Source organism: Sphingobacterium cavernae (assembly GCF_008520265.1).
GTDB lineage: Bacteria > Bacteroidota > Bacteroidia > Sphingobacteriales > Sphingobacteriaceae > Sphingobacterium > Sphingobacterium cavernae.
In genome coordinates, this window is record NZ_VIQM01000013.1 from 15756 (window position 1) to 30898 (window position 15143).

The 15143-nt window shown below is 35.4% G+C and carries 14 protein-coding genes; 8 read left to right on the forward strand and 6 right to left on the reverse strand.

Features of this window, described 5'->3' with window-relative positions; genetic code table 11:
* The first annotated feature begins 35 nt into the window (after window positions 1–35).
* From FLS47_RS01405 to FLS47_RS01415, 3 genes are all read left to right on the forward strand, one after another.
* On the forward strand, window positions 36–1031 hold the full coding sequence (locus FLS47_RS01405) for an LLM class flavin-dependent oxidoreductase (RefSeq protein ID WP_149912613.1): 996 nt from the start codon (window positions 36–38) through the stop codon (window positions 1029–1031).
* Window positions 1032–1034: 3 nt separating this feature from the next.
* Window positions 1035–1811, forward strand: coding sequence for a hypothetical protein (locus FLS47_RS01410; protein ID WP_149912614.1), 777 nt, complete (start codon window positions 1035–1037; stop codon window positions 1809–1811).
* Between the two features lie 158 nt (window positions 1812–1969).
* Window positions 1970–2527, forward strand: coding sequence for a hypothetical protein (locus tag FLS47_RS01415; protein WP_149912615.1), 558 nt, complete (start codon window positions 1970–1972; stop codon window positions 2525–2527).
* Here the strand turns inward: FLS47_RS01415 and FLS47_RS01420 are convergent, their stop codons facing one another.
* The 3 genes from FLS47_RS01420 to FLS47_RS01430 form a co-directional block, all read right to left on the reverse strand.
* Window positions 2528–3613 carry an acyl-CoA dehydrogenase family protein gene (locus FLS47_RS01420; protein ID WP_149912616.1) on the reverse strand — a complete coding sequence of 362 codons (1086 nt, stop codon included), beginning with the start codon at window positions 3611–3613 and terminating at the stop codon, window positions 2528–2530.
* A 1-nt stretch (window position 3614) separates the two neighbouring features.
* Entirely contained in the window at window positions 3615–4223 is a 609-nt protein-coding gene (gene pnuC / locus FLS47_RS01425) for a nicotinamide riboside transporter PnuC (RefSeq protein WP_149912617.1), read from the reverse strand.
* Window positions 4224–4414: 191 nt separating this feature from the next.
* Window positions 4415–5908: a malate:quinone oxidoreductase gene (locus FLS47_RS01430; protein WP_149912618.1), complete on the reverse strand. Its 1494-nt coding sequence runs from the start codon at window positions 5906–5908 to the stop codon at window positions 4415–4417.
* A gap of 238 nt (window positions 5909–6146) precedes the next feature.
* Here FLS47_RS01430 and fabG point away from each other — a divergent pair, with 238 nt between their 5' ends.
* From fabG to FLS47_RS18910, 3 genes are all read left to right on the forward strand, one after another.
* Complete coding sequence (gene fabG / locus FLS47_RS01435) at window positions 6147–6890, forward strand: 3-oxoacyl-[acyl-carrier-protein] reductase (protein ID WP_149912619.1); 744 nt, start codon at window positions 6147–6149, stop codon at window positions 6888–6890.
* Between the two features lie 291 nt (window positions 6891–7181).
* The gene (locus FLS47_RS01440; RefSeq protein WP_149912620.1) at window positions 7182–8162 is read left to right on the forward strand and encodes an acyl transferase; all 981 of its coding nucleotides are present in this window, start codon (window positions 7182–7184) and stop codon (window positions 8160–8162) included.
* A gap of 474 nt (window positions 8163–8636) precedes the next feature.
* Window positions 8637–8921: an AAA family ATPase gene (locus tag FLS47_RS18910; protein WP_149912621.1), complete on the forward strand. Its 285-nt coding sequence runs from the start codon at window positions 8637–8639 to the stop codon at window positions 8919–8921.
* Here the strand turns inward: FLS47_RS18910 and FLS47_RS01450 are convergent.
* The 3 genes from FLS47_RS01450 to ypfJ form a co-directional block, all read right to left on the reverse strand.
* On the reverse strand, window positions 8843–9109 hold the full coding sequence (locus FLS47_RS01450; RefSeq protein WP_223225086.1) for a S8 family serine peptidase: 267 nt from the start codon (window positions 9107–9109) through the stop codon (window positions 8843–8845). The genes FLS47_RS18910 and FLS47_RS01450 overlap by 79 nt on opposite strands.
* A gap of 23 nt (window positions 9110–9132) precedes the next feature.
* Window positions 9133–9978: a hypothetical protein gene (locus FLS47_RS01455; RefSeq protein WP_149912622.1), complete on the reverse strand. Its 846-nt coding sequence runs from the start codon at window positions 9976–9978 to the stop codon at window positions 9133–9135.
* Between the two features lie 359 nt (window positions 9979–10337).
* On the reverse strand, window positions 10338–11198 hold the full coding sequence (gene ypfJ, locus FLS47_RS01460) for a KPN_02809 family neutral zinc metallopeptidase (protein ID WP_149912623.1): 861 nt from the start codon (window positions 11196–11198) through the stop codon (window positions 10338–10340).
* 133 nt (window positions 11199–11331) lie between these two features.
* Between ypfJ and FLS47_RS01465 the strand changes: the two genes are divergently transcribed.
* Both FLS47_RS01465 and FLS47_RS01470 read left to right on the forward strand, forming a co-directional pair.
* Entirely contained in the window at window positions 11332–11910 is a 579-nt protein-coding gene (locus FLS47_RS01465; RefSeq protein ID WP_149912624.1) for a PhnA domain-containing protein, read from the forward strand.
* A gap of 231 nt (window positions 11911–12141) precedes the next feature.
* The gene (locus FLS47_RS01470; RefSeq protein ID WP_149912625.1) at window positions 12142–15141 is read left to right on the forward strand and encodes a SusC/RagA family TonB-linked outer membrane protein; all 3000 of its coding nucleotides are present in this window, start codon (window positions 12142–12144) and stop codon (window positions 15139–15141) included.
* The last annotated feature ends 2 nt before the right edge of the window (window positions 15142–15143 follow it).

The following is a 15143-nucleotide window of genomic DNA, read 5'->3' on the forward strand; positions in this document are numbered from 1 at the left end:
ATCTTCTTTCCCATTCATTGTATCTTTAAATTACTATGAATAAATTGAAAATTTCTGCGCTAGAATTAGCTACCATTTGTAAAAACAGCAATCCCTCAGAAGCGATTCAACGCGCTGTAGAAGGCGCACAACATATCGAAAAATTAGGTTTTGAACGCCTTTGGTTTGCCGAACATCACAACATGCCACATATTGCGAGTTCGGCTACTTCGGTTTTAATAGGTCATATTGCAGGCAAAACCAATACTATCCGAGTTGGTTCTGGTGGAATAATGTTGCCAAACCATACACCCTTGGTTATCGCCGAACAATTTGGAACTTTAGAAAGTATTTATCCAGGTAGAATTGATTTGGGATTGGGGCGAGCACCAGGTACGGATCAAGTAACTGCAATGGCTTTGCGCCGCAATAATCTGAATACCTCATTTTATTTCAAAGATGATATTCTGGAATTGCAACAATATTTGGATGAGAATAATGCACAAGCTAAAGTCCGTGCATTTCCAGGAGAAGGCTTAGATATTCCGATTTATATTTTGGGGTCAAGTACAGATAGTGCGTACTTGGCAGCAGAATTGGGTTTACCTTATGCATTTGCAGCACACTTCGCTCCTGCTATGTTAAAACAAGCGACGGAGATTTATCACGAAAAATTCCAACCTTCGCAGTATTTACAAAAGCCATATTTTATTATATGTGTAAACATTGTTGCGGCAGAAACGCTGGAAGAAGCGCATTTTCAATCGACCAGTTTGTTTAATATGTTCGCTGGAATTTTGACAAATCTGCGCAAACCACTTTCTCCGCCGACAGAAAAGCCAATTTATGATGGCATTCCCGAAATAGAACAAGCTGTGAAAAGTATGGTAAATTGTACATTCATCGGAACGGAAAAAGAAATTCGTGAAGATGTGTTAGCATTTGCAGAACAATATCAAGCCGATGAAATAATGACAACAAATTATATCTTTGATGCAAAGAAACGTTTAGAATCTTTTGATATTATTGCAAAAGCACTTATACAAAACTAGGTTATGAGAAATTCTGTACTAACTATTTTATTTGGGACACTATTGTTTTTGAGTTGTAACAATAGAAATAATGTTAACGATAATTCGCAAGATTCTACAGTAATCGAACTTCCTGAATCAATAGCAGATAGTTCATTAGATGATGTGAAAGTTTTGGAATTAGCAAGTATTGAAGATGTCATTCTTTTCCCCTCGACTTACAGAATACTAAATAGTACAGAATTGAAGGATAAATTGGCATCTACGAAATGGAAAGAAATCCACAAGAAAGATGGCGTTTACCAGATCGCAGATGCTTTGTATAGTTTATCCAAAATAAATGAAGATCCCTGTTCTGGATATCCTGCACAGCAATTGGAGTCCAATAATAACGCATTATTATTATTTGCTATACTGAATATCCAAAATGGCGAATTGGATACAGTAGCTTTCACAGCGTCCATGATCAAGCCGAATTCTCCATTTAATTTTACTTTTAAAGATCAGCTCTACAAATTAGAAGCTTACGGAATTGAATTCTACGGAGACAATGGCAGCAATCCAAAAGGTGATTATACCTTAAAGTTGTTCTCGGATAAATATCCAAAAGGCTTAACCTTAATCCATCAAACAGAATATAACGATACCAGTACCGAATTGGTGATGATTGCAGATTTAGACAGAGACGGTTTACCCGATTTCATCTTCTCTAGTCCACGTGATTATGAAGAAGAACGTTACTTAATTATTCTTTCATCGGATAACACTACTTACATTGGAGATAGGCAATTTGATTGTTAGAATTAGAAAATACATTATGCATCATAAATTCCTTTATTCAATTTAATCAAATAAATAAAACTTATTATTGAGATTTTCTTTAAATATTAAGTCAAATATTCGGTAAATTAATAACATTTGTAATTTAAAATAAATACTTTTGAGAATATTATTTAATCATGAGTTTACAAACTGTTATTACCGTTTTAGGGATCATCGCTGTTTCGCTTTGGATACGTTCATATGCTAAAAAGAAAGGCAATGAAGTCATTATATTATCTGACGATAAAAAGCAATTAAAATCACATATTATTTATTGTAAAGCAGGTTTTCTTTGTGTTATAACATTTTTAGGTTTACTTATTTCTCTTATCTATTCAAATTTTGAAATCGATTTAAATACTAAAGAACCAATTACATCTTATTTTATAATATACGGGGTGCTATTTATGTTTGCAGCTTTGGGAACCTATTCACTTCTCTATTACTATAATCATAAAGTTGTATACAATTCAAATGAAATCATTGTACATAATGCTTTCAAAAACTGCAAAATAATAAAATGGGAAAATATTAGTGACGTAACATTTAACGCAGGTATGAATGAATACACGTTTCATACATCTGAAAATACAAAAGTAAAAATAAGCAGTTTATTCTACGGATTAGAGGATTTCAAAAATGAATTCATAAAACACAGTCCATTCCTTGTTGAAAAAATGGAAGGAGCAAAATAATTATCCTTCCAAATTCAATAAACTATGCTGCGTAGCGGTAAAGATATTGCGGAAAACAATATTCAGTTCATTATCTTTTTGCGCACCAGAGATTCCAACCAATGGAAATAAAGTCGCCACTGCTTCTCTGATTTCTCGAACCATTCTTCTAGATTCGGTTGCTATTTCAGTTAATAACTCTTGAGAGATATTTCCTGCATCAACAGAAACTTGCTCCCAAAGTTGCAGAATAAGCATTTCAGCTTTTTGTTCATATAATTCTGCCTTTTGTTGATACCTATCCACTTGCCGAAAACGAATTTTACTGTATTTTTCAGCCCAATCGGTATTTTTTGATTTATCAAAAAAGTACTTTTCGACCAAATCCAAAAAGCGCTTATACATCCCCAAATAATTTGGTAACAACGTCAATTCCGCAAAGGTCATAAAAGGAATTTTGTATAGCGTATTGTCTACTTTGCGCGATGAGGGTGTTAGCTTAAAAGCATAGCCTTTATCTATTGCAACTTTTTCCAACGAAAAACTATGCGAAGCCGTACACTCCAAACCAAAAGTATCCCAATCGTAATGAATTAGCACGTATTCTCTAGGTACAAAGAAAGAATACACCACAGGTTCACCCTGTTCATCTATACGTTGAATCTCGCCATCGTAGACAAAAGCATTTAACGTAAAATGTGTCAAATGCGGAGCACCTGTAGCATATTGCCAAACTCCAGTAAGGTGATATTTTCCATCCTCAAAAACAGCTTTGCCATTCGCTCTTCCACTCCCACCGAAACAAACTTTTGGGTTTTCAAAAACTTCCCTTGCCACTTCATATTCGATGAATCCTGAAAACATATTTGCACCTGAACAAAGTGTTACCGTCCATGAAAATGCACCATCCCAATAGGCTAAATTCTTAATTAATCTAAAACCATCTATAAAGTTTAAATTCAGCCCTTTGTACTCTACCGGAACCCAAATATTAAACCAATTGTTTTTATAAATTAAGTCTAATTGTTCGGCTACTAATTGTTTGGCTAAAATAGATTTTGCTTGCGAATCGCGAATAACGGCTATAGTTTGTTCGTTTAACTGCATATTAAGAAATTTTTGCTTCGAGTTTCATTATTTTTGCCCATTTGAAATAACCAAAAATGGCTACAATGAACAGGAAAGTGGTCAATAAAGCAAATAAATATAAGTCTTTGTGAATCAATAAGGGGATAGCAAAAGCATTGCTGATATTAAGTAAAATCCAATTTTCAATTTTTCGTCGCGCCAAAAGCCACATTCCAGCCCATGCTGTAGCTGATACCCAAGCATCCCAAACGGGCACATCTGAATCCGTAAATGAGATTAGTGAAAAATAAAGAACTATAAATGCAACTATAACTATGCTAGCTACAATAGACCATTCACGCTTATTACAAGCTGTAATCGGTTGTTCGCTTGCTTCCTTATTGGTTTTCCAATACCACCAACCGTAGACACTCATCACGAGATAATACATATTCAAGGCGATATCTGCATAGAGTTTAGCCCCAAAAAGCACATACATACCCGAGATAATACCAAGAATACCAAATAAGTAATTGGAAACTTTATTGTTTTTGCTTAGAAGTACCTGAATGATACCACAACCGACAGAAAATCTTTCTAACCAAGAGGTCGATAGAAAGGCCTGTATTATTTGGTCTATAATTTCCATTTAAGTGCGTTATAATTTATATTAAACTACACTTACGGAAATGCTTTGATAGCTTTTAGAAATTAATCCCTACGCCAGCATTACCTGGATCAGGTTCCTTCCGATAGACGGAATTGGGTATAATCTCAGCTTAAAAAGTAGAACCTCTTCGGCTCTACTCTAGCACCCCATAAGTTTCTTTACTTATATAATTAATCCATTTTTAATATGCGTTGCGAATGCTCGCGAACTTGCGCACAAAGTTCTGGATTATCATTTAGTGACTGACCCCAAGAAGGAATCATTTCACGAAGTTTCTTTTTATATTCCGAAGATTTCGCTCTTTCAGGGAAGCATTTCTTCAACAATTGAATCATAATTGCTACAGAAGTTGAAGCACCTGGTGAAGCACCTAGTAATGCCGCAATCGAACCATCAGCACTCGATACGACTTCCGTACCAAATTCCAATACACCACCGTGCTTAGGATCTTTTTTAATTACCTGTACACGTTGACCAGCTTTCTCAATTACCCAATCTTCCAACTTAGCTGTAGGCATGAATTGTTTCAAAGACTCCAATTTGTCTTTTGGTTTTTTCATCACCTCAGTAATCAAATATTTAGTCAAATCTAAGTTATCTAAACCTGCAGACAACATCGGTTTGATATTTGACAACTTGATAGAAGCTGGTAAATCAAAGAATGAACCTTGTTTCAAGAATTTAGTTGAAAATCCCGCATATGGTCCAAACAATAACGCTTGCTTGCCATCGATATAACGTGTATCCAAGTGTGGAACAGACATCGGAGGTGCACCTACAGATGCTTTACCGTACACTTTCGCTTGGTGTTGTTTGATGATTCCCTCGTTTGTACATCTCAACCATTGGCCACCTACAGGGAAACCTCCGTAACCGTTAGCTTCAGGAATACCTGATTTTTCTAACAATAATAAAGAGTGACCACCTGCACCGATGAATACGAATTTCGCTTTGATTTCACGTTTATCACCAGTTTTAAGATCTTTTACTTCTACTTCCCAACGACCATCATCCTCACGATCAATATCTTTAACTTCTTGATTTACCGAAATATTAATGTTTTTCTTTGTTGCAAGATGGCTAATTAAATCTCTAGTCAAAGCACCGAAATTTACATCCGTACCGATATCCATTTTAGTAGCTGCAATAGGCTCATTCCCTACTCGACCTTCCATCATCAATGGCACCCACTCATTTAACAACGCAGTATCTTCGGTATATTCCATACCTTTAAACAACGTTTCTTTGGTCATCGCCTCAAAACGCGTTTTCAAGAATTGCACGTCATCAGCACCAAATACAGCACTCATGTGCGGTACTTTTCGGATGAAATCTTCTGGATTTTTGATAATTCCTTTTTCTACTAAATACGCCCAAAATTGTTTCGATACCTCGAATTGTTCTGCAATTTTGATTGCCTTATCAATTTTCACTGAACCATCAGCCTGTTGTGGCGTATAATTCAATTCACATAAAGCAGAGTGACCAGTACCCGCATTATTCCACGCGTCGGAGCTCTCGGCTGCCACTACGTCTAAACGCTCTAAAATCTCAATATTTATATCTGGATTTAATTCATTGATCAATGTACCTAGAGTAGCACTCATGATACCTCCACCAATTAGCACTACATCAACTTCTGATTTTTGTTTTTTCTTGCCCATGACTAGTATTAATTGCAACAAAATTAACATTCGTAAATCTTTCTAACGAATGATTTTGTCAATTTATGCTCATATAATTTGAAATTTATCAAGAAAAAGTCAACACCTATTTAAGAATGAAAGTCAATGTCATTTTTTAATAAATTATTACTATTTCAAAATTTGTGTATTTTTGTTTTTGCTGCTACAAAGATGGTATCTTCGCAGTCTTAGAAAACGAAACTATAAAAAATAATATATGAAATTATTAGAGGGAAAAACAGCTTTAGTAACTGGTGCGTCAAAAGGTATCGGTCGTAGAATCGCAGAAGTATTTGCTCAACAAGGTGCTAACGTGGCTTTCACATACCTATCGTCGGTAGAAAAAGGTCAAGCATTGGAGCAAGAACTGCAAGCATTCGGCACTAAAGTCGTAGGTTATCGCTCAGATGCTTCAAAATTTGATGAAGCAGAAAAATTAATCAATGACATCGTAGCTGATTTTGGAACTATTGATATCGTTGTAAACAATGCAGGTATCACAAAAGATGGTCTTTTGATGCGTATGACAGAAGAAAATTGGGACGACGTAATAAATGTGAACTTGAAATCCATCTTCAACGTGACGAAAGCAGCATCTAAAGTCATGATGAAAAACCGTAAAGGTGCATTTATCAATATGTCTTCGGTAGTAGGTATCCAAGGTAATGCAGGCCAAGCAAACTATGCAGCTTCTAAATCGGGTATCATTGGTTTCACAAAATCTGTTGCCAAAGAATTAGGTTCTCGCAATATCCGTGCTAACGTAGTTGCGCCAGGATTTATCCGTACAGAAATGACGGACGTATTAGATCCTAAGGTAGTAGCAGGTTGGGAAGCTGGAATTCCATTGAAACGTGCGGGTTCTACAGACGACATCGCAAATGCATGTCTATTCTTAGCTTCTGACTTATCATCATATATCACAGGACAAACATTGTCAGTAGACGGTGGTATGGTATAATAATGTCTTTAATGTCATGTTGAGTGTATGCGAAACATCTATTATATAATGTAGAGATCCTTCAGCAGGCCTCAGGATGACAATTGGATACTTATTTTATTATTGTAATAAAACGATTGGAAGCGTCTCGAGTAATTTGAGACGTTTTTTTTATGCTTATAATTTTGATAAACATTAAAATCACTTCATTTCGGTTTTGGTTACTTTTTGCGAAAAAAAGCAACTGCCTGCCCGGCATATAGGGCAAATTGAAATATATCTAGTATATTTTTATACTTATATTTGTAGCCTATGATCGCTAAAGAAGATGTTTTTTCTATTCAGAATGATGAAGATTTCAATCGTGTTGCCCTAGAAGTTTTCCAATACCAATTTGAAAACATTAAGGTTTACCAACAATATGTAAGCAATCTGCATATAGACACTACAGCTATTAGACATTATACGGAAATTCCTTTTCTACCTATTCAGTTTTTCAAAACGCGAAATGTTTCAACATTAGAAAGTGATCCAATTATTACTTTTACTAGTTCGGGTACGACAGGTATGATCAACAGCCAGCATCATGTATACGACTTGGAATGGTACGAAATGAGCTTTCGTAAAGCTTTTGTCCATTTTTATGGCAATATCGAGGATATTGCAGTTTTAGCATTGCTTCCATCCTATTTAGAACGTGAAGGTTCTTCTTTAATCTATATGGTGGATGATTTGATTCAAGCCTCGCAACAGCCCGAAAGCAATTACTTCCTTTACAATCACGATGAATTGTATGCGACTTTACAACAATTACAAATCAAAGGCACAAAAACTTTATTAATAGGTGTGACCTATGCCCTATTGGATTTTGTAGAGACGTATTCAATTGACTTCCCACAACTAATCGTTATGGAAACGGGCGGTATGAAAGGAAAACGCAAAGAAATGATCCGCGAAGAATTGCATCAGATACTTTGTACTGGTTTTGGTGTATCGGCTATTCACTCCGAATACGGTATGACCGAACTATTGTCCCAAGGCTATTCTAAAGGTGAAGGTATCTTCCAAACCCCAAATTGGATGAAGATTTTAATCCGTGACACCAACGATCCATTGTCTTTACTCCAAAACAGTAATACCGGAGCAATTAATGTAATTGACTTAGCCAATATACATTCTTGTGCTTTTATAGCTACACAAGATTTAGGCAAAATATATCCCGACCAATCTTTTGAAATCTTAGGAAGATTCGATAATGCAGATATTAGAGGTTGTAATTTGTTAGTGCAGTAGACTTACAGCTCCATATATACGATATTGTTCAACAAAAAATATTAAATAACTAGCTCAATTAACTACTTAAGAAAGTATAGTTTCGCTATACAAAACTCTACAGCTGATCAAACAATTATTTTTGTTCGCTATACGCGAAATATAAACAAAATAAATATTTGAAAACTAATAATATACAAAAATATACAATATTTATAACGAAATACGTCTATAAGGATGATTTAGCGAAGCATTTTTGTATATTAGTTTCGTAAACCAATTGTTGTTAGCAATCCGCTGCGCTCCTTGCTAACAACCGCTCGGCGACTTACGTCGCTTGCCGTAAGCCGCCGCTGCGCGGACTGCTTACAACAAGCGACTTGGCTAAATAGATCCGCTTTTGTATCTTCGATACAGCTTCGCTACTTCGCCAATTCGCCGAGCGGTTATGTGACATTTTTAACCAACTATGTCTTCAAATCACAAATACTAATAATGAAAATTTACGATATATCAATTTCCAACTTTAGAGGTATTAGATTATTACAAAACCTTAAAGTTGGCGAAATTAATTCTTTCGTTGGAAAGAATGATTCAGGCAAATCAAGCATACTAAAAGCACTTGACACATTTTTTAATGAAAAATTTAGTCCAAATGATGTTTTTAAAGGTATTGGAGAAAACGAAAAAACTGAAATTACTCAACAATTAATTGTATCCAAATTTCTATTATCATTACTGGCAGCCTGCACCACAATTACATTTCTCTTCATAGCATAGGCTAATGCATCTGTTACCCATTCACTATTTGGTGAATAATATTTTCCAAAGCTCATATTGATAATATTTGCACCATTATCCACTGCAAATCGGATTGCCAAAGCAATATCCTTATCAAATTCATCGCCGTCAGGAACAGCACGCAATCCCATCAATTTAGCATTATCCGCCACACCGTTGATGCCAATTTCATTCGCGCGATTAGCAGCTACTAGACCACCAACAAAAGTTCCATGATAAGAATAGGATTTCCATAATTATTATCGCGCAATGAATTAATGTTATCACCGATATTGAATCTTGGGTTAGATTGATCATCTATACTTTTAATGCATTTTTCTGCGGTTTTGAATTCTTCAACTTGATATGCATATAAATCTGACCATTTCGTTGTTTCAGCATAGCGGTAAGATGAACGCTTTGCTGCTTCAATATATTCTTGCGTAACCGAATCCGTTGATTTTAAATTAGCCAAATCCTTTATTGACAAACTTTGCTCATCTAATCCTTGCACTTTAATCGTTGAATCTGTCAGACGAAAAGCTTCATAGGTTAATTTGATTATTGGAAAGAAATTAAGATAACCTTGAATTTTTGCATCTTTCTTTACCTGCAAAAAGTAATTGAATTCTGCAATATCTTTCTTCTTTTTCCAATCCGACAATTGTGTGTTTTCGTACTTAGGACGAAGTTTTTTGTATTCACGAAAGGCTTCAGTACCTACTTTAGAAATAAGTTTGTTATCTGCCGTTCCAAGAAAATTCCATCCATGTACGGCACTTGCATTAGATTTTAAAGATTTAGGATTGATCCATAAATTATCTTTTAAATCTTCGTGATTGGTATCAAGGTCACCATCAATAACAGCAACAACAATTGGCTTTAAGCTTATGTTTTGATTTTTTAAGTAATCGTATGCTTCATTTGTGTTTACACCATAGTAACCTTGGGAAGAATTTTGATGATGCCAATGAATAGGTAATTTACTCTGCTGTGCGAAAGTTGATTCTGTAAATAAAATCATCTGCACCATTAAAAATATTTTCAGAAAACGCATAATACCGCGAAAATATTTTTAATGGTGCAGATATAAAATAACAAAACTGCAAAATAACGCATTTGTTGCTTATAAGAACATAATATGCTAAATGATTAAATAAGTCTCGTACTAAAACCTATTTTGAATTTTTAAATCTTAGTCAGACTAGATTACTTACTATAGCTTCTATCAAAATATTTTTTAATTATAATTCTTAATAGTTCTATCAAATCAAATAACTTATCAAAACTGACATTGTAATGAACAAAATGATTGTAATAGAACTCTCAAATATTTCTAATGAAAATGCCTTATTCGACGTTAAGCTAATAACAGCGTCGAGTAAGGCATAAAATAAATTTTTTCTTTTAAGAGTTTTATCTTAAGCTGGGGTCATTAAAAGTATTCCCAGCGTTAATATTGCCTGTTTCATAACCCTTTTTAAACCAATACATCCTTTGCTCAGAAGTACCATGCGTGAATGATTCTGGATTGGTATAGCCTTGAGATTTTTCTTGTATATGATCATCTCCAACAGCAGCAGCAGCTGTCATACCATCTACGATATCTTGATATGTTATTTCAATACTGGTAAGTTTATTTACGTAATGTGCCCAAACTCCTGCATAAAAATCCGCCTGCAACTCAGTCATTACAGAAATTTTATTGTATTCACGTTCGCTCATTTTTGCCCGCATCGCATTTGTTTGGTTTAATACACCTGTTAAATTTTGAATATGATGTCCTACCTCATGCGCAATCACATAAGCTAAAGCAAATTCACCTTTAGCTCCAAATTTAGTACTTAGTTCTTTATTGAAACTTAAATCCAAATAGACTGTTTGATCTGCGGGACAATAAAATGGGCCATATTCAGCCCTACCCACGCCACATCCTGCAGTTTCACTAACTTGAGAGTATACCGCCAATACAGGATCTGGATATCTTTTACCAGATTCAGCAAAGATATGTGACCATACTTCATTTGTGCTTGTAAGAACTACTTTTGAAAACTGCATCAAACGATCTTCCTCCGGGGTAGATACATATTCTCCCTGCGTTGTTGTCAACCCTCCGCCCTGCATTTGTTCTAATAACTGTCCTGGATCTCCGCCCATGAAAAGACTTATCAAAAGGACAATTACACCGCCAACACCTCCTAAAGCTAATTTTTTACCGCCAGACATGCCACGTCTATCTTCGACTCTACCGCCTGTGCGACCACCTTGCCATTTCATAATTTTTATATTTGATTATTAGTTTTATTGAATTTAACAAAATCCTTACCAATTACGACAATTACTTAAATAAAATTACAAATTGGTCATTATACTACTTATTTTGTATTTTTGGACTTTTTAATTAACCTATATGAGTTTAGAAAAACAACTTCAAGAAAGAAGCGGAAGCAAATGCGAATTGTGTACTAGTTCCTCTAATTTGAGTGTCTATGAAGTTCCTCCAGTGTCTATTGTAAATGTTGATAACAGTATTTATGTATGTCAAACTTGTAAATCTCAAATCGAAAAGACAGAACAAATTGATCCAGAGCATTGGAAAGTTTTGGGGGAAACGATGTGGTCTGAACATGCTCCTGTTCAAGTGGTCGCTTGGAGAATTTTAAGTAGATTGCGTAATGAAAGTTGGGCAATTGATAATCTTGATATATTATATTTAGATGAAGAAAACATAGAGTGGGCAAAGAAAACAGGCGATCATGAAGCAGAAGCTACCGTTGAATTTCATCAAGATTCTAATGGAACGCGTTTATACGAAGGTGACACAGTAGTGCTTATCAAAACTTTAGATGTAAAAGGGTCTTCAGTGAATGCTAAACTAGGAACTGTGGTAAAGAATATTAGACTTGACCCTAATAATACTGATTATATTGAAGGAAAAATCGATGGACAAACAATCGTTATTCTTACAAAATATTTAAGAAAAGGATAATTAAGTTTTAGATTTTTAAGAAAACGGGATATGAAATTCATATCCCGTTTTTTATTTTATACCCTAAGCATGGCATAAAATTTAAGTATTTCGCAAACGAAAACCGTACTTATTTGTTTTATCTACACTTGTGTAGAACGCTAACATAGTGATATGTATATAAAACATCATTATCACAACACACAAAAGCTGCCAAACAATTAAACATAAAACATTATAAATCAAAATTATATGAGGTATATATTTACTTTATTCATGGTTTTGCTCTATGCTAATTCGGTTAGTGCGCAAAATACAATTTCTGGTGTAGTAAAAGATGAGCAATCTTTAGTCACTATACCTGGGGTTACTGTCGCTATTAAAAATAAGTCGACAGCGGTACAAACAAATGCTGTAGGTCAGTATTCAATTACTGCCATAGCAGGTGATACACTTACATTTTCATTTATCGGCTATCAATCCCAAAACTTAGCTGTCGGGAATCAGACATCACTCGATGTTTTTCTTGTAAGCGACGATAATGCTTTAGAAGAAGTCGTAGTCATCGGTTACGGTACAGCTAGAAAACGTGACTTAACTGGTTCTATCACCCAAATTAAGGGTGAAGACATTGTGGACAAACCAGGTACTAACCCTGTTGCAAATTTGCAAGGTAAGGTTCCGGGACTACAAGTTACCAATTCTGGTAGACCAGGTCAAGAACCAGATATTCGTATCCGTGGTACTAATTCAATCAATGGAGCTAAGCCACTCTATGTCGTTGATGGATTGTTAAATGACAATATTAATTACCTAAATCCAAATGACATCGAAACGATTGAAGTGCTAAGAGATCCTTCCAGCTTAGCGATTTTCGGTGTTCGTGGAGCAAATGGTGTTATTGCTATCACTACTAAGCGAGCAAAACTAGGACAATTGAATTTTGAATTTAATTCTCGAATAGGTCTTAAGAATGTAGCAAAACGTATGGATATGGCGAATGCCGAACAATTCAAAGAATTATATGAAGAACAACGTTTCAACCAAGGAAATTACCCATACGACTATACAAATTGGACAGGAAATACAAACTGGCAAGACGAAATTTTTACTAATGGAATTTTGAACTACAATAATCTAAGCGTCAGTGGTGCAACAGATAAAAACACCTTTCGAATGGGCTTGGGATATTCTACGGATGAAGGTATTATTAATCATGAAAAGCACAGCCAAATCACCTTCAACGTGACAGATGAAGTTAAACTAACTAATAATTTTCGTACAGGTATTGTCTTGAATGGATATAGGGCACGCTTACCGCAAGAGCGAGGCGTCTTCGGCGCAATACTTGCCGCACCTATAGCTCCTGTCTTCAACAATGATTACGGTCTCTATCATTCTCTTCCGGACTTTCAACGTGCACAAGTAAACAATCCATTAGTGGATATTGAAGAACGTAAAAACACATATATTGGAATCAACTATCGTGCATTAGCAAATTGGTATGCAGAGGTGGATTTTCTAAAGAACTTCAATTTCAGAGTTAATTTATCCGCGGATTATGGATTTAATAATTTTAGATCTTATCAAGGTTTAGTTTCGGTATATAACCCAGATATCCAGGGTGATGACAAAAGAGAACGTATTGGTAACCAATTAACTTCAGTTAATCACGAACAAAATACGCATTACAAATACCAAACAGACTGGTTATTGAACTACAGAAATACTTTTGATAAGCACAATCTAACCTTGATGGGTGGTTTTACAACTTATTTACAAGGACTTGAAGCTACTACTGCGCGTAGAACCCAAGGTGAAGGTTTAGAAATCCCAAATGATCCAGATTATTGGTACGTCAATATCGGAGATCCAAACACTACAACAGGAAATTCAACCGCATCAGAATACCGTACGCTATCTTGGTTGGGTAGAGCGTTATACAATTACGACGGTAAATATTTGATCAATACCTCTTTCCGAAGAGATGGAAGTTCTGCATTTGCAAAAAATGGTAAGCCTTGGCAAAATTTCTACTCAATCGGTACTGCTTGGGTGGTAAGTCAAGAGAGCTTTATGCAAAATGTTGAATCTATCAATAATCTGAAATTAAAAGCTTCATGGGCTTCACTAGGTAACCAAAATGTTGGCGGAAATTGGTACCCAATGTATCCATTAATGGTTCCAGGAAATTCTGCTGTATTTGGAGATCAATTAATTCCAGCTTATGAAGCTGAATATATCCCAGATCCGAACTTACATTGGGAAGTAGTGAAATCCTGGGAAGCTGGTTTTGAATTGAATGCGCTTCAAAACCGTTTAAGTGTCGAAGCTGTATACTACAATAAAAACACGGAAGACATTTTAGTACGTGTACCAGGTATTCTAGGCAGTAAACCAGGCTTAAGCAATTTAGGTACAATTCAAAACAAAGGTATTGAAGCTGGTGTGACTTGGGCACAAACCATTAATGAAGATTGGAGCTACACAATCGGTGGTAATATTACAACTGTAAAAAACAAAGTTGTAAAACTTTCGACAGATGGCTATGATATTATCAACGGTGCTTCGAGAACAATTGCTGGCTACCCTATCGGTTATTATTGGGGGTATATACATGATGGAATATTCCAAACACAAGCAGATGTTGATCAATATGCAACAAATGGTTTAGGTGGTGGAGCATTCTTACCAGGTGACATCAAATACAGAGATATCGATGGTAATGGAACCATTAATTCACAAGATAGAACAATGATAGGAAACCCGACACCTGATTTCTATTATGGTATATCATTAGGAACTTCTTACAAGAATTTTGATTTAGGAATTGAATTACAAGGTCTTTATGGTAATGAAATTTTAAGAACGTGGAATCAAAACCAATTTGCTACTTACAATTTCTTGACCGATAGATTAGGCAGATGGAATGGTGTTGGCACATCCAATTGGGAGCCAATCCTACACGAAGGAAGATCAGTCAACAGACAATATTCTACTTATTTCATTGAAGATGGAAGTTTTTTCAGAATTCGTGATATTTCGTTGGGATATACTTTACCAGCAGAAACAGTATCACGTATGCGTTTGAAAAGTTTGCGCCTATTCTTGAATGCACAGAACGTTGCTACATTTTCGAAAAATACAGGTTTCACGCCTGAAATTGGCGGAAGTACCACATCATTTGGTGTTGACAATGGTACTTACCCAGTTCCTGCGATTTACACTTTTGGTTTAAACTTAAATTTTTAACG

Coding starts and splice junctions, on each gene's coding strand:
- fabG (WP_149912619.1), top strand. CDS start 6,147: ATGAAATTATTAGAGGGAAAAACAGCTTTAGTAACTGGTGCGTCAAAA.
- FLS47_RS01420 (WP_149912616.1), bottom strand. CDS start 3,613: ATGCAGTTAAACGAACAAACTATAGCCGTTATTCGCGATTCGCAAGCA.
- FLS47_RS18910 (WP_149912621.1), top strand. CDS start 8,637: ATGAAAATTTACGATATATCAATTTCCAACTTTAGAGGTATTAGATTA.
- pnuC (WP_149912617.1), bottom strand. CDS start 4,223: ATGGAAATTATAGACCAAATAATACAGGCCTTTCTATCGACCTCTTGG.
- FLS47_RS01470 (WP_149912625.1), top strand. CDS start 12,142: ATGAGGTATATATTTACTTTATTCATGGTTTTGCTCTATGCTAATTCG.
- FLS47_RS01440 (WP_149912620.1), top strand. CDS start 7,182: ATGATCGCTAAAGAAGATGTTTTTTCTATTCAGAATGATGAAGATTTC.
- FLS47_RS01415 (WP_149912615.1), top strand. CDS start 1,970: ATGAGTTTACAAACTGTTATTACCGTTTTAGGGATCATCGCTGTTTCG.
- FLS47_RS01465 (WP_149912624.1), top strand. CDS start 11,332: ATGAGTTTAGAAAAACAACTTCAAGAAAGAAGCGGAAGCAAATGCGAA.
- FLS47_RS01410 (WP_149912614.1), top strand. CDS start 1,035: ATGAGAAATTCTGTACTAACTATTTTATTTGGGACACTATTGTTTTTG.
- FLS47_RS01405 (WP_149912613.1), top strand. CDS start 36: ATGAATAAATTGAAAATTTCTGCGCTAGAATTAGCTACCATTTGTAAA.
- FLS47_RS01455 (WP_149912622.1), bottom strand. CDS start 9,978: ATGCGTTTTCTGAAAATATTTTTAATGGTGCAGATGATTTTATTTACA.
- FLS47_RS01430 (WP_149912618.1), bottom strand. CDS start 5,908: ATGGGCAAGAAAAAACAAAAATCAGAAGTTGATGTAGTGCTAATTGGT.
- ypfJ (WP_149912623.1), bottom strand. CDS start 11,198: ATGAAATGGCAAGGTGGTCGCACAGGCGGTAGAGTCGAAGATAGACGT.